Source organism: Nonomuraea diastatica (genome assembly GCF_004349015.1).
In the GTDB taxonomy this organism is placed as follows: Bacteria; Actinomycetota; Actinomycetes; order Streptosporangiales; family Streptosporangiaceae; genus Nonomuraea; species Nonomuraea diastatica.
In genome coordinates this window covers 24881-45193 of the sequence record NZ_SMKP01000030.1, presented here as the reverse complement: position 1 = coordinate 45193, position 20313 = coordinate 24881, and the positions used below count along the sequence as shown (strand labels likewise).

Sequence of the window (20313 nt, the reverse complement as noted above, 5' to 3'; positions counted from 1 at the left end):
GCGGCGCCAACTTCCCATGCGACGTCACGTCGTCACACGGTGGACCGGGCTCGTTGCACGCCTGGTCCACCCTCAACCCCCCTGAGGTCCGTGACGACCCTCTCGGCTACTCCGAGCGCTGCTGCGGGATCCCCGCGAGCAGTGCGCGGACCTCGGTCTCCCGGTAACGCCGATGACCGCCGAGGGTACGAATCGACGTCAACTTGCCCGCCTTGGCCCACCGCGTAACGGTCTTGGGGTCGACCCTGAACATGGTCGCGACCTCAGCGGGCGTGAGCAGCGGCTCGGCCTCGGGTGTACGAGCTGACATTTGTGCGGCCTCTCCTCCGTGTGGACCGGCTTAGCGATCCTGTGACTGCCTTTGCGCGTGTCACGGATGTCCCCCTATGGCGCAGAGCGTGCGGCTTTTCTGAGCCATATGCGGCATCACCCGATGTGACCATACCGCCACGCAGAGCGATTGGCGAGCCCTTCTTTGACCCAACTGCCCGCCCCCCGTGGCCATGTCACGCTCGGTGATTCTAGCGACACGGTTCGTGGTATCGCAGTGAAAACGGCAAACTACTCAGTTCGCAGAAGAGAGCAGCCGCGAGACGTGACCTACTCATGCAGGTCAGACGGCCGTATTGGGGTTCAGTTGGCAGATTCCAGTTGTTGCATTGACTTCCACCGCAGGATGACCCTCTGATACATGGCGTAGGCAAGTTCTTCTTGACCCGTGTCCAGGCCGGTGAGGGCGGCGGACAGCTCGGCGACCGACTGGTCGGCCTGCAGCGCGTCGTCGTCCATGAGGCGCACGAGGCCGCCGTAGTCGAGTTCGACCAGCGAGTGCGGGTGGAACTCCTCCAGCCACCTGGCGATGTCCTCGACGTCGAAATTGGGCGCCACGTCGCCGAGGTGCCGGCGCAGCACGTTGAGCGCCCGCGCAGCCCGCCGCCTGGCCTGCGCCATGGAGGTGACATAGATGAGGTTACGCCCCGTAGTCGTCGTCACGTCCTGCCCCGGGGTGGCGGAGCCGAGCACCAGCCAGCGCTCGTTGCCGTCGAACGGCACGAACCAGGCCGGTGGCACGTGCCACGTCGTGGTGCGGATGTGCGTGCGCAGCGCGGACGACCCCGCCCTGCGCTTGTAGCGATCGAAGTCGTCGGCGGTCTGCTCGGCGATCGTCTTGGGCACCAGACGGTCCATCAGCTTCGCCGGCGTGGCGCCACGCAGCCTTGAGAACGCCAGCCACGAGCGCAGACGGGTCTGCCATGGGCAAACGTACAGGCGGTCCTCAACGCGCCGCAGATAGGCGTTGGGGCTCTCCTGGGCGGGAACGGGCTGAGGGGGCATGCCGAGCAGACGCATGACCGACTCGTCGTGCTCCGCGTTGAGCGCGTTCGCGCGCCGCGGGCGGTCGCGTGAGTCGGCGTAGTCGGCCCACAGCTTGCGCTCAGGCTCGGCGAACGCGGTCAGTGGCTCATAGACGCGGAGGTAGGCGGCATAGGGCAGCACGGAGGCATCGTGTCACGAAGCGAACCCGCGCGCACTGTCGAGACTAGGCTATGAGGCGATCTCCGCCGCGAAGGTGCGGCGGACCGGACAGGGAGTCACTACCGTGACCGAAGTCTTCGGAGCGTCCCACAAGGACGTGCATGAGCAGGTCGTCTTCTGCGCCGACGAGCAGAGCGGCCTGCGTGCCATCATCGCCATCCACAACACGGCGCTGGGCCCGGCGCTGGGAGGCACCCGCTTCTATCCGTACGAGAACGAGCAGGCGGCGCTGGCCGATGTGCTCAACCTCGCCAAGGGCATGTCCTACAAGAACGCGCTGGCCGGCCTCGACCTGGGCGGCGGCAAGGCCGTCATCATCGGCGACCCGGCGCGCGACAAGAGCGAGGCGCTGCTGCGCGCCTACGGCAGGTTCGTCGAGTCGCTCGGCGGACGCTACATCACCGCCTGCGACGTGGGCACCTTCAGCGAGGACATGGACCTCATCGCCCGTGAGTCGCGCCATGTGACCGGCCGCACGCCGGCCCACGGCGGGGCCGGCGACTCGTCCATCCTGACGGCCTTCGGAGTGTTCCAGGGCATGCGGGCCTCTGCCGAGCGCGTCTACGGCACACCGTCGCTCCACGGCAGGAGAGTCGGCGTCGAAGGGGTGGGCAAGGTGGGTCACCGCCTGGTCGAGCTCCTGCGCGAAGACGGCGCCGAGGTGGTGATCTGCGACGTCGCCCCCAAGGCGGTCGAACGCGTGCGCGCGCGCCGCCCCGAGGTCGACGTGGTGGCCGACGCGCGGGCCATGGCGCGCTCCGACATCGACGTCTTCGCGCCCTGCGCGCTGGGCGGGGTGCTCGACGACGAGACGGTCACCGAGCTCCGCGCGAAGATCGTCTGCGGGGCGGCCAACAACCAGCTCGCGCATTCCGGCGTGGAGAAGCAGCTCGCCGAACGTGAGATCCTGTACGCACCCGACTATGTCGTCAACTCGGGCGGCGTCATCCAGGTCGCCGACGAGATCGAGGGCTTCGACATGGAGCGGGCCCGGTCCAGGGCCACCCAGATCTATGACACGACATTGAAAATCTTCGCGATAGCGGCCGACGAGGGCGTCCCTCCCGCGGTCGCAGCAGATAGGCTGGCGGAGCGCAGAATGTCGGAAGTCGGGCGGATACGGGCCATTTGGCTGGGCCACTGACGCCCCGCGCCCATACGACGTACCGAGCTGGGCACAAAACAGGTACGGTAATAGGCGAACGATAGGCTGACGCCCGGAGTCAGGCGGCGTCAGTGTGTGGTGCGTTAGCGACGAGGGGTCGGGGACGACCCCACACGAGGGGGTCGAGCCAATGGGGCGCGGCCGAGCAAAGGCCAAGCAGGTCAAGGTTGCTCGCCAGCTGAAGTACAACAGCGGTGGCACGGATCTTGACCGTCTTCGCGACGAACTCGGGGTCGGAGACTCCAGCCGCAATGACGACGCCGACGACCTCAACGATGAGCTGGCGGATCGCTATGCCGATTACGCCGATGACTATGGCGCAGGAGACGACGACGACGGCCGTGCCGGCCGCCGATAGCCGTTCTTCTGGGTGACGTGGCGGAGGGCCCGGCGATCGTGCCGGATCCCTGCCCGCACTCGTCGGGCCCCACGGGCAACCGTGGGGCTTTCGTCACGTGGGCGGCTTTTTCGTGGACCGGCTCGTTGAGGAAGCCGGTCATGACCGGTCAGGCGAAGATCGGGGCTCCCCGCCCCCGCAACCCGAGCATGGGCGGGCGGCGCTCGCGTTCCCAGGGCCTGCCATTCGGATGGAGCGCGATGGTCGAGGTGCTCGGCGGTGCGCGCGTCCGGGTGTGCGATCACCCGCTGCCGGAGGCCCAGGACGTCGGCCGTCTGTACGGATGCGAGGGGACGCACCTCGTGGCTAATGTGTCAAGGGCCAGGTCGTACCATTAGGTGCATGGATCTGGTGACAGGCGAGCCCCTCGCACTCGACCTGGTCAACACGAGTGTCCGCACGCCGTCGGGCCGCGACCACGACGCCCTGGCGACGGCGGAAGGTCTTCATACCTGGCTCGCCAAGCGGGCCGGCCGGCTGACCGTGCCCGAGGCTCCGCTCGGCCCCGACGACCTGGCCGCCGTCCGCGACCTGCGCGGCCATGTGGAGCGGGCTTTGGAGGCGGCTCGCCAGGCCGCACCGCCGCCGCCCGAGGCGGTCGAGGCGCTCAACCAGGCACTTCGCGTCGCCCCCGCGTATCCCTGTCTGGAGGTGCAGGGCGCGGTGCTACGGCGCGGCGCGGCCCGCGACGGCACGCCGCTCGACCGCCTGCTGACCGAGCTGGCCGAGGCCGCCGTGGCCCTGCTCACCGACCCCGGAGTGGGCAAGGTGCGCGGCTGCGAAGGGCCGGGATGTCGCCTGCTGTTCCTCCCGGCCCACCCGCGACGTCGCTGGTGCTCGCCCGACCTGTGCGGCAACCGTGTCCGCGTGGCCCGCTATTACCAGCGGCACAAGTGACCGGTCAGCGATAGCGCGCCCGGCCCTCGCCGGTGACGACCTCGCCCAGCACCCAGGCGTCGACGCCGCGGGCCGCCAGCACTCTGAGGGCCTCGTCGGCCGAGCCGGCGGCCACCACGGCGGCCATCCCGACTCCGAGGTTGAACGTGCGGTCCATGTCGTGCTGTGCGATCGAGCCGTGGCCCGCGAGCACCCCGAAGACGGCCGGCGGCGTCCACGACGAGCGGTCGAGCAGCGCGTCGAGGTGGCCGGGCAGCGACCTCGACAGGTTGTTCTCGATGCCGCCGCCCGTGATGTGGGCGTAGGCGTGCACCTCGGCAGAGCGCGCCAGCTCCAGGCAGTCGAGGGAGTAGATCCGGGTGGGCTCCAGCAACTCCTCGCCCAGCGCCCGCCCCAGCTCGGGCAGCTCGGTGTCGAGAGAGAGCGGGGCCTCGCGCAGCACGTGCCGCACCAGCGAGTAGCCATTGGAGTGCACGCCCGAGGACGCCAGCCCGAGCACCACGTCGCCGGCGCGCACCCGTGAGGGCCCCAGCAGGCCGGCGGCCTCGACGACGCCGGTGCCGGCGCCGGCGAGGTCATATTCGTCCGGGCCCATCGCCCCCGGATGCTCGGCGGTCTCCCCGCCCACCAGCGCGGCCCCCGCCAGCCGGCAGCCCTCGGCCACACCGCCGACGATCTCCGCGACGCGCTCGGGCACCACCTTCCCGCAGGCGATGTAGTCGGTCATGAACAGCGGCTCGGCCCCGCAGACCACGAGGTCGTCGAGGACCATGCCGACCAGGTCGATGCCGATCGTGTCGTGCTTGCCGTAGCGCTGGGCGATCATGACCTTGGTGCCGACGCCGTCGGTGGAGGAGGCCAGCAGCGGCCGCTGGTAGCGCAGCAGGGCCGAGGCGTCGAACAGGCCGGCGAAGCCGCTGGCGTCGTCGACCACCTCGGGCCGCCGTGCCCGCGCCACCCTGTCCTTCATCAGCGCGACGGCCCGGTCGCCGGCTTCGATGTCGACCCCGGCGGCCTCGTAGGTGCTCATGCCTTGCTCTCCAGGACGAACTTGCCCACGTTGTCCTCGTCGATGGGAATGGGGTAGGAGCCGGTGAAGCAGGCCATGCAGAGGCGGTCGGCGGGAATGGTGGTGGCCCTGGTCAGGCCCTCAAGCGAGATGTAGCCGAGCGTGTCGGCGCCCAGCGAGGCGCGGATCTCCTCGACCGTCAGCGAGCCCGCGATCAGCTCGGCCCTGGTGGCGAAGTCGATGCCGTAGAAGCACGGCCAGGCCACCGGCGGCGAGGAGATGCGGACGTGCACCTCCTTGGCGCCCGCCTCGCGCAACATCTTGACGATGGCGCGCTGGGTGTTGCCGCGCACGATCGAGTCGTCCACGACCACCAGGCGCTTGCCCTCGACGACCTCGCGCAGCGGATTGAGCTTGAGCCGGATGCCGAGCTGGCGGATGGTCTGCGAGGGCTCGATGAACGTGCGGCCGACGTAGGAGTTCTTCACCAGGCCCTGGCCGTAGGGGATGCCGCTCTCCTGCGCGTAGCCGACGGCGGCCGGCGTGCCGGACTCGGGCGTGGGGATGACCAGGTCGGCCTCCACCGGGTGCTCGCGGGCCAGCACGCGGCCCACCTCGACCCTGGTGACCTGGACGCCGCGTCCGGCGATGGTGGTGTCGGGGCGGGCGAGGTAGACGTACTCGAACAGGCAGCCCTTCGGCTCGGCCAGCGCGAACCTGCGCGAACGCACGCCGCGCTCGTCGACGGTGAGCAGCTCGCCCGGCTCGATCTCGCGGACGACCGTGGCGCCCACGATGTCGAGCGCCGCCGTCTCGGAGGCCACCACCCAGCCGCGCTCCAGCCGGCCCAGGACCATCGGGCGGACACCCTGCGGGTCGCGGGCCGCGTAGAGTGTCGTCTCGTCCATGAAGACCAGCGAGTAGGCGCCCTTGACCTGCGGGAGCAGCTCGGCGGCGGCCTCCTCGACGGTGCGCGTGCGGTCTTGAGCGAGCAACGAGGTCAGGACCTCGGTGTCGGTGGTCGCCCGGGTGGAGCCGGGGGCCAGGCGCTGCGCCAGCTCCGGCGTGTTGATCAGGTTGCCGTTGTGGGCGAGCGCGAGGCCGCCGACCTCGGTGGAGCTCAGCGTGGGCTGCGCGTTCTCCCACACGCTGGATCCGGTGGTGGAGTAGCGGCAGTGGCCGATGGCCAGGTGGCCGCGCAGGGTGCCCAGCACCGACTCGTCGAAGACCTGGGCGACCAGGCCCATGTCCTTGTAGACGAGGATGCGGCTGCCCTCGCTGACCGCGATGCCCGCGGACTCCTGGCCGCGGTGCTGCAACGCGTACAGCCCGTAGTAGGTGAGTTTGGAAACTTCCTCGCCTGGCGCCCAGACGCCGAAGACGCCACAGGCGTCTTTGGGAGCGTGGTCTTGGGAGTCCAGGTCATGGCCGAGCCGGCCGTCGCCCTTCAGCACATGCCTCAGTCTAGGTTGGCGGCTTCCGTGCTCGCACACTCGGGTCGGGGTCAGCCTATGTGGACTGACCTGCCCGCATTGGAGCCGTCGCGGATGATCTCCCCGGTCAGGTTGCGGTTGTCCGCCGAGCCGAGGAAGACGATCAGCGCCGCCAGGTCGTCCGCCGTGGACAGCCTGCGACTGGGGGTCCTGGACGCGACCTCGTCGAACACGTGCTGCGGGATCGGGTGCCGGCCCCCGGTGATGGTGAGCCCGGCCACGGCCACGTTGACCAGGATGCCGTCCCTGCCCGCCTCCCACGCCAGGGCGCGGGCCATGCCGTGCAGCGCCATCTTCGCGGTGCCGTACGGGCCGGGGCCCGGCTGTCCTTCCTCGGCCGCCCCTGACGAGACCAGGACGATCCGGCCGAACTTCCCGCGCCGCATCTGCGGCAGCGCTGCCTGGATCAGCAGGGCGTTGCCGACCACGTTGGCGTGCAGGGCGGCGGACCACTCCGCGGCCGGCACGTCCTCGAACGCCATGCTGCCGGGCATGACGGTGCCCCAGCGGACGGCGTTGGCCACGAGCGCGTCCACCGGGCCGGCCGCGGAGACGGCCGGCGCGACGGTCGCGTGGTCCTCCAGATCCAGATGTACGGCCGCCGCCTCGCCGCCCTCCTCCTCGATCCGCTTGACGACCTCGGCGGCGCGGTCGGCGCCCGAGTTGTATGTGATCGTGACCCGCGCGCCGGCCCGAGCGTAGGCGAGTGCGGTGGCGGCGCCGATGCCGGACGAGCCGCCGGTGACCAGTGCGTGCATGAGAGCCCCTTTGGAATGGATTAGCCGACTAATTAGCCAGCTAACAAGAAAGGCGGTGTGGCCACAAGGAGTTTTCGCCCGTAGTGAAACGTCAGGGCATGGCGCGGCGGATCAGCTGCGCGAGCAGGTCACGCTCGCCCGGATCGAAACCGCGCAGGAGGTCCTCGTCCATCGTGGTCCAGATCTCCTCAACGGGCTCGCGCAGCGCCTTGCCCGCATCGGTGAGATGGACGCGGGACACCCTCGGCCGGTCGGGGTCGGGACCTCGGTAGACGAAGCCCGTACGCTCCAGGCGCTGGAGGGTCTTGGTGACGGTGGGGGGCTCGACGCCGAGCCGGGCGATGAGCTCGCCCTGGGTCAGGCCGTCCTCCTTCCACAGCTGGTTGAGGAGCATCTCCTGCCCCACGTGCAGGCCGAGCGGGGACAGCGCGGCGGCCATCCGGTTACGTTGCGTCTTCACGACCTTGATCAGCGCATACGACAGGGTCTCGTCCAGCATCCCCCCATCTTGCCCGCGGGCAGGACCTTTGGCGCATGGTGACCCAAGGATGAGCGGCCTCTTACCGTGTCGTGCGGTTTAGGCGTCGCCCTGCGCGAAAGGGTGAAGTATCCGGCATGTAGACCCGTCGGGAGACGCAGACGTGACCACACCTGGGGACCCGGACGAGGCCCGCCGCGGACAGGATCCGCACGAAGGCCGTCCGGAAGAGGACGCGCCCCGCCACGCTCCGCCGCAACACGAGCCCGAGTGGTGGCGCGAGGGCACGCTGGACGAAGAGGCGCGGGGGCCCGTGCTCAGGCCGTACGAGCCGGGGCCCACGGGCGGTGACCGGACTCCGGAGGAGTGGTCCGCCGGTGGGCCCGGCGCCGGGCCCACCGGCGGCGCGGCGCCGGACGTTCCCGAGCACACCGGCGGGCGTGCCGGCGGAAGTGGCGCCGCCGAGTCCATGGGCGCCAGCGGTGAGTTCCGGAGCGCGGAGTCCGAGGGCGTCGGTCGGCGGGGTGAGGGTGCCGGATCGCGAGGCGAGGGCGCCGGTCGGCAGGGTGAGGGCCCCGGGCCGCAGGGTGAGGGCGCCGGTGAGGAGGGCGAGGAGCCGATCGCTCCCGCGCCACCCATCGTGCCGCGCCCGGACGTGCCGCCCACACATGAGCCCAGACCGGTAGGCGAGCCTCGCCATCCCGACCTGCCTACCTCGCCGGAGGTGCCACAGCCGACAGGGAGCGACGCCGAGGAGACCCAGGTGTTCCCGATCCCTGGTGGCACGCCGCCGTACCCGGGCTGGACGTCCACCCCGTCAGAGGGGGAGGTGCCGGGCAGGCCCGCGCCGTCGCGCTACGAGCAGGGCGACCAGCCGAGCTTCGCACCGCCGGGAGGCGGCTCGCCCGGGAAACCGCCGTCGCATGAGGGCGGCACCCCGGCTCAGGAGGGCAGTCGAACCCCGGAAGCCCAGGGCGGCCCGGAAGGCCGGCAGGGCGAGGAAAGGCGGCAGGGCCCGGAAGGTTGGCAGGGCCAGGAGGGTTGGCAGGGCCAGGAGGGCTGGCAGGGCGAGGAAAAGCGGCGGGGCCAGGAGGGCCAGGGTCAGGAGGGCCGGGGCGGGCCGCCGTACCAGGGCGGGGGAACGCCGCGGGACGACGAGCCGACCGTGCCGGGCACGGTGCCCTCCAGCCCGTACGGTGGCCCGCCCGGCTACGGCCCCGGCCCCGCATCCCCGTACGGCATGCCGGGGGCCGGTTACCAGCAGGCCAAGCCGGGCAGCGGCCTGGCCACCGCCTCGCTCGTGCTGGGGGTGGCCAGCCCGTTCCTGGTGTTCGTGTGCTTCACGGGTGTGATCACGGCCATTCTGTCGATAGTCTTCGGCGGCGTGGCCCTCGCCAAACGCGCCGGTAAGGGCCGCGCCATCGCCGGCATCGTGCTGAGCGTCCTGTCGCTGATCCTGTTCGCGATCGTGGCCATCTGGTTGTGGAACGTGGCACAGGAGTGCGCCGGCCTTCCCGGTCAGCTCGCCGACCGTTGTTTCGAGAGCCAGTTTCCCTGGATGGGCAGCGGCCGTTAGAGGGGGGCCGTTAGAGCGGCAGGTGCGCTGACAGGTCCGCGCGTGCCCCGCTGGCGGAGACGGCGCCGCTGGCCAGGGCCTCGGCCCAGGTGAGGCGGCCGAGCGCGAGCTCGATCCACGTGCGGCCGTCCATCTCGACCACGTTGGGCGGGGTGCCGCGCGTGTGGCGGGGCCCGGCGATGGCCTGCACGGCCGCGTACGGTGGCACGCGGACCTCGACGGTCCTGCCGGGCGCGGCGGTCGCCAGCCGGTCGAGCAGGTGGCGCACCGCCTGCCTGGCCGCGTCGCGCTCGGGCTTCCGCCCGCGGTCGTAGGCGGCCAGCACGGCGGCCACGAGGGCGTCGGGCAGGGCGGACGCGGGCCCGTCGTAGGCGGGTTGGTCGAGGGCGACGAGCTGGCCGTCGAGGGCCGATCTCAGCTTTTCCTGGTCGAGCTTGCGTGGTGGCACGCCACCATTGTCTCCCGGGAAGCGTTCATCAAGACGGAGTTCTTCGTTCACCTGTGGTTTCGCCGGTGGCCGTAGCGTTCCCCGCCGTACGACCGCACTTCGATGGAGGACCTGTGTCGAACCCCAAAGCGGGAGGTCGGCTGCTTCCGCTGATCTCCACCCCGCACAATGGTGGCCGATCCGCGCTGACCTGTCAGTTCCGCTGCGGCAACGCGTGCGCGCATGACGTGGCCAACACCACCGGCAACGCCTATTTCGGCGACGTGGTGAAGGAGGCGCTGTCGCGGCGCGGCGTGCTGCGCGCTGGGGCGCTCGGCGCTCTCGTGGCGGGCGTTGGCGTGGCGGGGGCGGCGCCGGCGCTGGCCGAGGAGCCCAAACCGGTACCCAGTGGTGGAAAGGGCGGGCGGGGCGGCGATCTCCGTTTCACGCCGGTGCGGCCGAACAAGGACGACAAGCTGACCATCCCGGAGAACTACCGCTCCTCGGTGGTGGTGCGCTGGGGCGACCCGGTGCTGCCCGACGCGCCGGCCTTCGACTTCGACAACCAGAGCGCCGAGGCGCAGAGCAAGCAGTTCGGCTACAACTGCGACTACGTGACGATGTTCCCGATGGGCCGCGACCGGGCGCTGCTCTGGGTGAACCACGAGTACACCGACGAGACCCTGATGTTCCGCGACTACCCGGGCGGCGCGGAGGCCACCGAGGAGCAGATCAGGATCGGCCTGGCCGGGCACGGCGGTTCGGTCGTGGAGATCGACCGGGAGGGTCGCGCCGGCGAGTGGAAGCTGGTCACCAAGGGGCGTCGCCGCTACAACCGGCGCATCACCGCTGAGACCCCCATGAAGTTCTCCGGGCCGGCGGCGGGCAGCGACCTGCTCAAGACGGACGCCGATCCCAAGGGCCGCAAACCCATCGGCATGCTGAACAACTGCGCGGGCGGCACGACCCCGTGGGGCACGGTGCTGACCGCCGAGGAGAACTTCGACCAGTACTTCGTCAACGGCGACAAGGTGCCGGCGAAGCAGAAGCCGTACGTCGAGCGCTACACGATCGCGGAGGGCACGCCGGAGATCAGCCGCCGGTTCGACCGGGTCGACGAGCGTTTCGACCTGGCCAAGCACCCGCACGAGTGCAACAGGTTCGGGTGGATCGTGGAGATCGACCCGTTCGACCCCGACTCCACGCCGATCAAGCGCACCGCGCTCGGCCGGTTCAAGCACGAGGCGGCCAACACGACGCTGTCCCGCGACGGCCGCCTGGTCGTCTACATGGGTGACGACGCGCGCTTCGAGTACGTCTACAAGTTCGTCTCGAAGGACCGCTACCGGCAGGGGGCCGACCGGCACAACCGCGACCTGCTCGACGAGGGCACCCTGTACGTCGCCAAGTTCACCGGCGACAGCCCGGAGAAGGAGATCGACGGGTCCGGCAGGCTGCCCGAGGACGGCGAGTTCGACGGCTCGGGCGAGTGGATCCCGCTGGTCTCGGGCGACAAGTCGTACGTGAAGGGGATGAGCGCGGAGGAGGTGCTGGTCTACACGCGGGTGGCGGCCGACAAGGTGGGCGCGACCAAGATGGACCGTCCCGAGGACATGGAGCGCAACCCGGTCACCGGCGGCGTGTACGTCGCGCTGACCAACAACTCCGACCGCACGGCGGCCCAGGCGGACGAGGCCAACCCGCGCGCCTCGAACAAGCACGGCCACGTCCTGGAGATCATCGAGCGGCGCGACGACGCCGCGGCGAAGAGGTTCTCCTGGTCGGTGCCGCTGGTCTGCGGCGACCCCGGCGACGCCAACACCTATTTCGCCGGCTTCGACAAGAAGAAGGTCTCGCCGATCTCCTGCCCGGACAACGTGACGTTCGACCGCGACGGAAACCTGTGGATCTCCACGGACGGCAACGCGCTCGGCACCAACGACGGCCTGTTCGTGATGCCGGTGCGCGGCAAGGAGCGCGGCCATCTGCGCCAGTTCCTCACGGTTCCGGTCGGCGCCGAGACGTGCGGCCCGATGGTCACGACGGACCAGCGCAGCGTGTTCGTGGCGGTGCAGCATCCGGGCGAGATCGACGGTGCCAATCCCGACAATCCGGGCAGCCGCTGGCCCGACGGCGACCAGCCGCGTCCGTCGGTGGCGGTCGTCTGGCACAAGAAGGGCCTGAAGATCGGCTCTTGACCTTAAGTCAACTTGAGGATCTAGTGTCCATGCCATGAGCATGGAAATGACCGCGTGGCACCAGCTGTATTCGATGAACAACCGGCAGGAGCGTCGCTCTGTCTCCAGGGCGACGCTCCGGCGTATCGCCGCGTTCGCCCGCCCGCACCGGCGCAGGCTCGCGCTGTTCCTGCTGCTCAGCGTGGTGGTGGCGGGACTGGCGGTGGGTTCACCGCTGTTGGCGGGCCGGGTGATCGACGCGATCTTCAACGCCGAGCCCCTCAGCGTGGTGGTCGTGGTGGCGCTGATGATCGCGGGCCTGGCCGTCGCGGAGGCGGGGATCGGACTGCTCAACCGGTGGTTGTCCGCGGGGCTGGGGGAGAGCCTGATCCTCGACCTGCGCACGGCCGTCTTCGACCACGTGCAGCGTATGCCGATCGCGTTCTTCACCAGGACCCGCACGGGCGCGCTGGTCAGCCGGCTCAACAACGACGTCATCGGCGCGCAGCGGGCGTTCACCGACACCTTGTCCAGCGTGGCGGGCAACATCGTGACGCTCGCGCTGACGCTCGTCGCGATGGTCGCCATCTCCTGGCAGATCACGCTGCTCGCGCTGTTGCTCCTGCCCGTGTTCATCGTGCCCGCGCGGCGCATGGGCACCCGGATCGCCGGGCTGCGGCGCGAGGCGGCCGACCACAACGCCGCCATGGGCACCCAGATGACCGAGCGGTTCTCCGCGCCCGGCGCGACCCTGGTGAAGCTGTTCGGCCGCCCCGCGCACGAGTCGGCGGAGTTCGCCTCCCGGGCCCGCCGGGTGCGCGACATCGGCGTACGCACCGCCATGACGCAGACGGTCTTCGTGACCGCGCTGACGCTGGTGTCGGCGCTCGCCCTGGCCCTCGTGTACGGGCTCGGCGGCTTCTACGCGCTGCGTGCCCAGCTCGCCCCCGGCGCGGTGGTGTCGATGGCCATGCTGCTCACCCGCCTGTACGCCCCGCTGACCGCGCTGGCCAGCGCCCGCGTGGACGTCATGAGCGCGGTCGTCAGCTTCGAGCGCGTCTTCGAGGTGCTCGACCTCAAGCCGCTCATCCAGGAGAAGCCCGACGCCCGCGAGGTGCCCGATGGCCCCGTGTCGGTCGAGTTCGACGACGTGCGCTTCGCCTACCCGTCGGCGGACAAGGTCTCCCTCGCCTCGCTGGAGGAGGTCGCCACGCTGGACACGCGCGGCGGCGTCGAGGTGTTGCACGGTGTCTCGTTCCGGGCCGAGCCCGGTCAGATGGTGGCGCTGGTCGGCTCGTCCGGCGCGGGCAAGTCCACGATCGCGCAGCTCCTGCCCAGATTGTACGACGTCGACGCGGGCGCCGTACGGCTCGGCGGCGTCGACGTGCGCGACCTGACCGCCGACTCGATCCGCGACACGCTCGGCATGGTCACCCAGGACGGCCACCTGTTCCACGACACGATCAGGGCCAACCTGCTCCTGGCCAGGCCGGAGGCGAGCGAGGACGACCTGTGGGACGCGCTCACCAGGGCCCGGCTGGCCGCGCTGATCGAGTCGTTGCCCGACGGGCTCGACACGGTGGTGGGCGAGCGCGGTTACCGGCTGTCGGGCGGCGAGCGCCAGCGCCTGACGGTCGCCCGGCTGCTGCTGGCCAGGCCCAGGGTGGTGATCCTGGACGAGGCCACGGCGGCGCTCGACTCCACGTCGGAGGCGGCCGTTCAGGCGGCGCTCGGCGAGGCGCTCGAAGGCCGTACGGCCGTGGTGATCGCTCACCGGCTGTCCACGATCCGCGCCGCCGACGTCATCCTGGTGATCGAGGACGGGCGGGTGGTCGAGCGCGGCACGCACGCCGAGTTGCTGGAGGCCGCGGGCCGCTACGAGGAGCTGTACCGCACTCAGTTCGCGGAGCCCACGGTGGCCGAGGCGGTGGCCTGAGGCTCTGCGGGCTCTGCGGGCTCGTCGCCGGGGGCGGGCTTGCGCAGGGAGTGGAGCGCGACCGGGATGCCCGCCAGCATCGCGGCCGCGGCGACGACGAGGGTGAACTGGTAGCCCTCGAGGAAGGCGAGCAGCGGCGCCCGGTCGCTGGCGGCCTGCCTGGCGCTCAGGATCGCGCCCAGCACCGTGATGCCGAGCAGCCCGAACACCTCACGTGACACGTTGAGCATGCCCGAGGCCACGCCCGACCTGTCCTTGGGCATTCCGTTGAGCACCGCGGCCGTCAGGGGCACCAGCATGCCGCCGCCCAGGCCGTACAGCAGGAACCAGGGAAGGACGTCGGTGTAGCCGCCGCCGGCGCCGACGCGGGAGATCAGGAAGATCGCCACGCCCATGAGCGCCATCCCGAGCCCGACCGTGCGCCCGATGCCGAGCCGGGCGCTGATGCGCTGCGACGACATCGCGACCACGGCCATGACGAGCGCCATCGGCACGAACGCGGAGCCGGCCTCGGTGGGGGAGAAGCCCAGCACGTTCTGCAGCCACAGCGCGCTGAAGAAGTAGATGCCGAACACGCCGAACGACCAGATCCCGCTGGTGAGGAGCCCGCCGCTGAACACCCGCGAGCGGAACAACGCCATCGCCGCCATCGGCTCGGCGGTCCGCGACTCGGCCAGCAGGAACGCCGCGGCCGCCGCCGCTGACACGCCGAACGCGGCCAGGATCTGGGGCGAGGTCCAGCCGGCCGCCTCCCCTTCGATGAGCGCGTACGTCAGGGCGGACAGGGCGACGGCGGAGGTGGCCAGGCCGGGGAGGTCGAGGTTGCGCCGTACCCGTGTGAAGGCGGGCCTGACCGCCCAGAGCGCGAGGCCGAAGGCCGCCAGCCCGAGCGGGACGTTGATCAGATAGATCCAGCTCCAGTGCAGGTGCTCGCTGATGAAGCCGCCGGCGAACGGGCCGAGCGCCATGGAGAGCGCCCCCGCGGAGCTCCAGATGCCGACCGCCCGGCCGCGTTCGCCGGGGTCGGGGAAGACCTGGCCGATCAGTGCCAGCGCCGAGGGCGTGAGCAGCGCCGCGCCGACGCCCTGAACGGCTCGCGCGGCGATGAGCGCCGCGCCCGTGGTCGCCAGGCCGGCGGCGAGCGAGGACAGCGTGAAGATCGTCAGGCCGCCCAGGAACACCCGGCGGGCGCCGTACACGTCGGCGAGCCGGCCGCCGGCCAGCATGAGCCCCGCGAAGAGCAGGATGTAGGAGCTCACGATCCACTCCAGGCCGGAGATCGACAGCTCGAGCTCCCGCTGGATCGTCGGCAGGGCGACGTTCCCCACGTTGTTGTCGAGGTACGTCATGAACGTCCCCAGGGTCACCGCGCCAAGCGCCCACCATCGCACGACATTTCCTCCTATACGGCGTACTTGTACGCCGTATAGTCGAACGTGTACGTCGTATAGTTGTCAACCGTGATGGGAAAACTGACCGCGCGGGCGATCGCGGAGCGGGCCTTGGAGATCGGCGACGCCGAAGGGCTCGACGCCGTCACGATCCGGCGGCTGGCCTCGGACCTGGGTGTCACCCCGATGGCTCTCTACTGGCACTTCAAGAACAAAGAGCAACTGATCATCGGCATGGCCGACCACCTGATCGGCGGCTTCGCGCCCAAGCCGGCCGACCAGCGCCCCTGGCAGGAGCAACTGCGCGACCTGACCGAGGGCCTGATCAACACCCTGCGCACACACCCCTGCGCCAAGCACGTGATCGAGCAGATCGACGCCGTCGCGGTGCCGAACTTCCTGGCCGTCTGGGACCAGGCGCTCGGGCTGGCCCGCACGGCGGGGTTCAGCGTGGAGGAGAGCTGCCTGATCACGAAATATCTGCTGCAGAGCGCCATCGCCATCGCCGACGCCCCGGTCCACGACCAGGCATTCCTGTCGGGCGAGGATCTCGCGCAGCAGGTCAGATTCAAGCGGCTCGGCCTGCAGTCGCTGCCCGGCGAGAGCTACCCGCACCTGGTGGAGATGGCCGGCCCGCTGGTCGAGCCGAAAGACCCGCACCTGTATGACACGTTCGGCGTCGACCTGGTGCTCAGCGGCATAGAAGCGCTGGCGGCCCGGCGTTAGAGTCATGATTCATGGCCTTCGAGCTGATCTGTGAGATCGAACCACCGACCAAGCCCGATCTGAAGCACGTCAGGCACCAGATCGGCACCATGAGCAAGGTCGCCCACGCCTTCCTCATCCCCGACAACCACATCGGCCGCGCGACCGTGTCGAGCGTCGCGGTGGCGCACGAGGTCGAGGCGATGGGCGGGCGCGGCATCGCCTGCCTCAACTCGCGCGACCGCAACCTGCTCGGTTTCCGCCGCGACCTGCTGACGGCGGCCGCGTACGGCGTCGAGCAGTTCCTGTTCGTCTATGGCGACAAGCCGGCGAGCGGCAACCGTACGAGCGATCTCACGGTGCGCTCGATGATCGCGGAGGCCAGGGAGTTCTCGCCCGCCTCCCGCCTGGGCGCCGCGGCGGGGCTGCGCCCGCTGCCGGCCTGGAAACGCGCGGCCGACTTCCTCTTCCTCCAGGTCTCCTTCTCGGTGGAGGCCCAGCTGCGCTGGCGCGAGGCACACCCGCTGGACGTGCCGGTCTACGCGGGCGTCATGGTGCTGGCCAGCGCCAACCACGCGCGCGGCCTGGCCGCCGCGATCCCCGACATCGCGCTGCCCGACGCCCTGGTGGAGCGGGTGGCCGCCGACCGCCAGGCGGGCGTGGAGGCGGCCTGCGAGCAGGTGCTCGCCCTGCGCGACTCCGGCGCCTTCGACGGCGTGCACCTCATCCCCGTCTCCCGCTACCGCGACGTGGAACGGCTGCTCGCCTCCTCCCTCAGATGAGCCCGAGCTCCAGCAGGGGGCACGATCGCGTTCGGTGCTCTGATGCGCTCGACGGCGACACGGGGTCGTTCCGTTCAGTGATATGTCAGCGGGTCTGAGGGCGGGCCAGGGCGGCGAGCAGGGCGCCGGCCAGGGCCACGGCGAAGAGCACCGCGTACGCCCGATAGAAGCCGTCCATGAGCTGCCCCACCGCCACCGGCGACAGCGCGGACAACGTTCCCGCGTACACCTGGGCCCTGAGCGCGGGCCCCACCGAACTGGTCAGCACGCTGAGCGACAGGCCGACGCTGATCACGACGCCGATGTTCATGATCATGACGCGGAATCCGTTGACCACCCCGAGACTCCCGGCCGGCAACGCCCGCATCACCTGCGTGGTGTTGCCGGTCAGGAACGTTCCGCTGCCGCAGCCCGCCAGGAACAACCCGATCCCGATCACCCAGTACGGCGTCGCAGGATCGGCCGTCAGCATCAGCGTGCCGAGCCCGGCCGCGCTCAGCGTGGCGCCGCCGATCGACAGCGCGTACGGCGACACCCGCCGCCCCAGCAGGCCCGTGATGGGGGAGGCCAGCCCGATCCCCACGGGTAAGGGAAGCACGCTCAGCCCCGCCGCGAACGCGTCCACACCCCTGGCCGCCTGGAAGTACAGCGCCACCACGAGGATCAGCGCGGAGCGGGCCAGCGCGTTGCAGAACGAGGCCAGGTTCGCGTACGCCAGCAGCCTCCCCGCGAACAACCGCAGATCCAGCACCGGGTTCGCGGAGCGCCGCTCGGCCAGCACGATCAGCGGCACCAGCACCACGAAGATCGCTGCCCCTGCCGCCACGACGGGGCTCGACAGCCCGCCGGAGCCGGCTTCCGACAACGCCAGCAGCACCGCCGACAACGCCGCGAACAGCAGCACGTTGCCCAGCGCGTCCACCGGCTCCTTCGGCCTTCTGGGCATCTTGCGTAAGATCGCCGCCCCCACGGCCAGCGCGAGCAGCCCGGCGGGCACGTTCACCCAGAAGATCCACTGCCAGCCCGCCGTCTCCGCGATCAGGCCGCCGAGCGTGGGCCCGGTCAGTTGCGCCACCGACAAGGTGCCGATGTAGACGCCCATGCCCTGGCTGAGCCGCTCTGGCGGGAACGCGTCCGTGATGATCACTGTGCCGTTCGCGAGGATCATCGCCGCTCCCACGGCCTGGAACACCCGCATCCCGATCAGGAACCACACGTCCGGCGACAGCCCGGCCAGCAGCGAGGCCAGGGTGAACAGCGCGAACCCCGTCAGGTAGACCTCGCGCCTGCCCAGCAGGTCGGCCACCCGGCCGAAGAACACCAGGCTCGCGGTGTTGACCAGCAGGAACACCAGCAGGATCCACCCGGACTCCAGCGGGCCCGCGTGGAAGTGCCGCACCACCGCGGGCAGCGCGACGTTGAGCGTGCTGCCCGCGACGCCGATGAGGACGAGCCCCAGGCTGGTGACCGCGCAGACGCGCCAGGCGTAGCGCAGGCGGCTGCCGTCTTGGGGGGTGACCGCGACCATGCCCCAACTATGACGTACGACGTACGGCTGACCTGCCGCCGGGGCTAGCGGGCACGTTTGCGCAGCCCCTCGACGTCGTGAATGATGACGCGCCGCCGGCCTGTCTCGATCAGGCCCCGGTCGCGCAGCGTGCGCAGCGCCTTGCTGACGGCCTCGCGGGAGGAGCCCGTCCACCCCGCCAACTCGTCCTGCGACAGCGGCAGCGCCACGCGTACGCCGCTGGTGGTCTGCTCGCCGTAGCGTTCGGCCAGCTCCAGCAGCCGCGTCGCCACCCTGCCCGTGGTGTCGAACGCGCCGTACTCGATGCGCTTCCTGTCGGAGTCGCGCAGACGCTCGCTGACGAGCTTCATGAGCAGCACCGCGACGCGCCCGTGGGACTCGAGGAAGGAGACGAAGTCGCGGACGACGACGCCGGTGACCGGCTCCAGCGTGGTGACCGTGGCCGAGCGCGGCGACCCGTCGATGGCCGACTGCTCGCCGATCAGCCCGCCGGGGCCACGCACGGCGAGCACCACCTCGTTGCCGCCGCTCGTGTGCGAGGAGACCTTCACCCGGCCATCCAGCAGCACGAGCACCCAGTCGGACGTGTCGCCCTCGGTGATGACGGTCGTGCCGCGGTCCCAGCGGCGCAGCCGGCCTGCCGAGCGCAGCGCCGCCACCTCCTCGTCGGTGAGCAGGGACAGGAACTCGCCGGGCCCTGCTTTCATCGTGGCTTTCCTTCGTGGATACCCCGGCTTCAGCCGGGGAGGAAACGGAGCTCCTGTGGAGCGGGGCAGGGACAGGCGATTGGCCGTCAGGGCGGATCGCCGTCCATCAGCGTCCGTCCAGCACGTTCTGCTAACACGGGAGCTGGTAAATGTGAGCATGACGCAGCAGGTTAAGCGGGCGTTCAAGTACCGCTTCTACCCCACCGACGAGCAGGCGGCAGAGCTGTCGCGCACGTTCGGCTGCGTCCGTCTGGTGTACAACAAGGCGCTGCAGGAGCGCACCCGCGCGTGGTATGGCGAGCAGCGCCGCGCCTCCTACGTGCAAGCGTCGGCCGCGTTGACGGAATGGAAGAAGACCGAGGAACTGGCGTTCCTGGCCGAGGTGTCCAGCGTTCCGCTTCAGCAGGCTCTGCGCCATCTGCAGACCGCGTTCGGCAACTTCTTCGCCAAGCGGGCCCGCTACCCGCGCTTCAAGTCGAAGAAGAAGTCCCGCGCCTGCGCCGAGTACACCCGTTCCGGTTTCACCTGGCGCGACGGAAGGCTTGTCCTGGCGAAGATGACCGAGCCGCTGGATATCCGCTGGTCGCGTCCGCTGCCCGAAGGTGTCGTGCCGACCACGGTGACCGTGTCCCGCGACAGCGCGGGGCGCTGGTTCGTGTCCATGTCGTGCGAGGACCACATGGTTGCGGCCCCAGCCACCACGAACGCCGTCGGCATCGATGCGGGCATCACCTCGCTGGTGACCCTGTCGACCGGCGAGGGGGTGACCAACCCCCAGCACGAGCGCCGTGACCGCGCCAAGCTGGCCAGGGCGCAGCGGGAGCTGCCGCGTTAGGCCGAGGGCTCGAACAACCGGGACAAGGCCCGGCGGAAGGTGGCCCGCGTGCATGCGCGGATCACCGACCGGCGCCGCGACTTCCCGCACAAGCTGTCGACCCGGCTCGTCCGTGGGAACCCCACGGTCGTCGTCGAGGACCTCACCGTCCGCACCATGGTCAAGAGCCGCACGCTCGCCCGCGCCGTCTCGGATGCGTCGTGGCGTGAGCTGCGGATGATGCCGGAGTACAAGTGCGCCTGGTGCGGGCGCGAACTGGTCACGGTCGACCGCTGGGTCCCCTCCGGCAAGCTGTGCGGGGCGTGCGGCGCCATCGCGGCGAAGCTGCCGAACGTCCGTGAATGGACGTGCGACTGCGGCACCGTGCATGACCGCGATGTGAACGCGGCCCGCAACATCCTGGCGGCCGGGCTGGCCGTGTCTGCCTGTGGAGCTGGTGTAAGACCTCAACGGGAGTCCTCCCGGACGGGGCGGCCGGCGACGAAGCAGGAACCCCTACAGCGCGAGCCGTAGGAA

General features: G+C 70.4%; 18 protein-coding genes and 1 pseudogene. 9 read left to right on the top strand and 10 right to left on the bottom strand.

Annotated elements, in window-relative coordinates:
- Positions 1-106: 106 nt before the first annotated feature.
- Together bldC and E1294_RS13435 are read right to left on the bottom strand one after the other, a co-directional pair.
- Positions 107-310 (bottom strand): developmental transcriptional regulator BldC, encoded by a 204-nt coding sequence (gene bldC, locus E1294_RS13440; protein WP_013133571.1) that lies wholly within the window; start codon positions 308-310, stop codon positions 107-109.
- A 323-nt stretch (positions 311-633) separates the two neighbouring features.
- Entirely contained in the window at positions 634-1497 is an 864-nt protein-coding gene (locus tag E1294_RS13435; RefSeq protein ID WP_132508348.1) for a DUF8083 family protein, read from the bottom strand.
- Between the two features lie 103 nt (positions 1498-1600).
- Between E1294_RS13435 and E1294_RS13430 the strand changes: the two genes are divergently transcribed.
- The 3 genes from E1294_RS13430 (at position 1601) to E1294_RS13420 (ending at position 3995) form a co-directional block, all read left to right on the top strand.
- Positions 1601-2680 (top strand): Glu/Leu/Phe/Val family dehydrogenase, encoded by a 1080-nt coding sequence (locus E1294_RS13430; protein ID WP_132508346.1) that lies wholly within the window; start codon positions 1601-1603, stop codon positions 2678-2680.
- Positions 2681-2831: 151 nt separating this feature from the next.
- Positions 2832-3059 carry a DUF3073 domain-containing protein gene (locus E1294_RS13425; protein ID WP_132508344.1) on the top strand — a complete coding sequence of 76 codons (228 nt, stop codon included), beginning with the start codon at positions 2832-2834 and terminating at the stop codon, positions 3057-3059.
- A 381-nt stretch (positions 3060-3440) separates the two neighbouring features.
- Positions 3441-3995 carry a CGNR zinc finger domain-containing protein gene (locus E1294_RS13420; RefSeq protein WP_132508342.1) on the top strand — a complete coding sequence of 185 codons (555 nt, stop codon included), beginning with the start codon at positions 3441-3443 and terminating at the stop codon, positions 3993-3995.
- 4 nt (positions 3996-3999) lie between these two features.
- Here E1294_RS13420 and purM read toward each other — a convergent pair whose 3' ends face one another.
- The 4 genes from purM to E1294_RS13400 all read right to left on the bottom strand — a co-directional run bounded on the left by purM (position 4000) and on the right by E1294_RS13400 (position 7754).
- Positions 4000-5025, bottom strand: coding sequence for a phosphoribosylformylglycinamidine cyclo-ligase (purM, locus tag E1294_RS13415; RefSeq protein WP_132508340.1), 1026 nt, complete (start codon positions 5023-5025; stop codon positions 4000-4002).
- A complete protein-coding gene (gene purF, locus E1294_RS13410; protein ID WP_132508338.1) occupies positions 5022-6458 on the bottom strand; it encodes an amidophosphoribosyltransferase in 1437 nt (478 codons plus the stop codon). The genes purM and purF overlap by 4 nt, the downstream gene beginning before the upstream one ends.
- 50 nt (positions 6459-6508) lie before the next feature.
- Positions 6509-7255, bottom strand: coding sequence for an SDR family NAD(P)-dependent oxidoreductase (locus tag E1294_RS13405; RefSeq protein ID WP_132508336.1), 747 nt, complete (start codon positions 7253-7255; stop codon positions 6509-6511).
- Positions 7256-7346: 91 nt separating this feature from the next.
- Entirely contained in the window at positions 7347-7754 is a 408-nt protein-coding gene (locus E1294_RS13400) for a MarR family winged helix-turn-helix transcriptional regulator (protein ID WP_132508334.1), read from the bottom strand.
- Between the two features lie 142 nt (positions 7755-7896).
- Between E1294_RS13400 and E1294_RS13395 the strand changes: the two genes are divergently transcribed.
- Positions 7897-9309, top strand: a complete 1413-nt coding sequence (locus E1294_RS13395) for a DUF4190 domain-containing protein (protein ID WP_132508332.1) — start codon at positions 7897-7899, stop codon at positions 9307-9309.
- A 10-nt stretch (positions 9310-9319) separates the two neighbouring features.
- On the opposite strand, the gene E1294_RS13390 is transcribed toward E1294_RS13395, so the two are convergent.
- Entirely contained in the window at positions 9320-9757 is a 438-nt protein-coding gene (locus tag E1294_RS13390) for a sterol carrier family protein (RefSeq protein WP_132508330.1), read from the bottom strand.
- A gap of 113 nt (positions 9758-9870) precedes the next feature.
- Here E1294_RS13390 and E1294_RS13385 point away from each other — a divergent pair, with 113 nt between their 5' ends.
- Complete coding sequence (locus E1294_RS13385; protein WP_132508328.1) at positions 9871-11934, top strand: PhoX family protein; 2064 nt, start codon at positions 9871-9873, stop codon at positions 11932-11934.
- Positions 11935-11968: 34 nt separating this feature from the next.
- Complete coding sequence (locus tag E1294_RS13380) at positions 11969-13849, top strand: ABC transporter ATP-binding protein (RefSeq protein WP_132508326.1); 1881 nt, start codon at positions 11969-11971, stop codon at positions 13847-13849.
- Here E1294_RS13380 and E1294_RS13375 read toward each other — a convergent pair.
- Positions 13810-15240 carry an MFS transporter gene (locus E1294_RS13375; protein ID WP_246082990.1) on the bottom strand — a complete coding sequence of 477 codons (1431 nt, stop codon included), beginning with the start codon at positions 15238-15240 and terminating at the stop codon, positions 13810-13812. The two genes, E1294_RS13380 and E1294_RS13375, sit on opposite strands and share 40 nt — an antisense overlap.
- A gap of 72 nt (positions 15241-15312) precedes the next feature.
- Between E1294_RS13375 and E1294_RS13370 the strand changes: the two genes are divergently transcribed.
- Both E1294_RS13370 and E1294_RS13365 read left to right on the top strand, forming a co-directional pair.
- Entirely contained in the window at positions 15313-15966 is a 654-nt protein-coding gene (locus E1294_RS13370; RefSeq protein ID WP_246082994.1) for a TetR/AcrR family transcriptional regulator, read from the top strand.
- A gap of 11 nt (positions 15967-15977) precedes the next feature.
- On the top strand, positions 15978-16727 hold the full coding sequence (locus E1294_RS13365; RefSeq protein ID WP_132508322.1) for a methylenetetrahydrofolate reductase: 750 nt from the start codon (positions 15978-15980) through the stop codon (positions 16725-16727).
- Between the two features lie 85 nt (positions 16728-16812).
- Here E1294_RS13365 and E1294_RS13360 read toward each other — a convergent pair whose 3' ends face one another.
- On the bottom strand, positions 16813-18255 hold the full coding sequence (locus E1294_RS13360; RefSeq protein WP_132508320.1) for an MFS transporter: 1443 nt from the start codon (positions 18253-18255) through the stop codon (positions 16813-16815).
- 44 nt (positions 18256-18299) lie between these two features.
- Positions 18300-18962 carry a Crp/Fnr family transcriptional regulator gene (locus E1294_RS13355; RefSeq protein ID WP_132508318.1) on the bottom strand — a complete coding sequence of 221 codons (663 nt, stop codon included), beginning with the start codon at positions 18960-18962 and terminating at the stop codon, positions 18300-18302.
- Positions 18963-19119: 157 nt separating this feature from the next.
- Between E1294_RS13355 and E1294_RS13350 the strand changes: the two are divergent.
- Positions 19120-20310 (top strand): annotated as a pseudogene (locus E1294_RS13350) (RNA-guided endonuclease InsQ/TnpB family protein).
- Positions 20311-20313 lie beyond the last annotated feature (3 nt).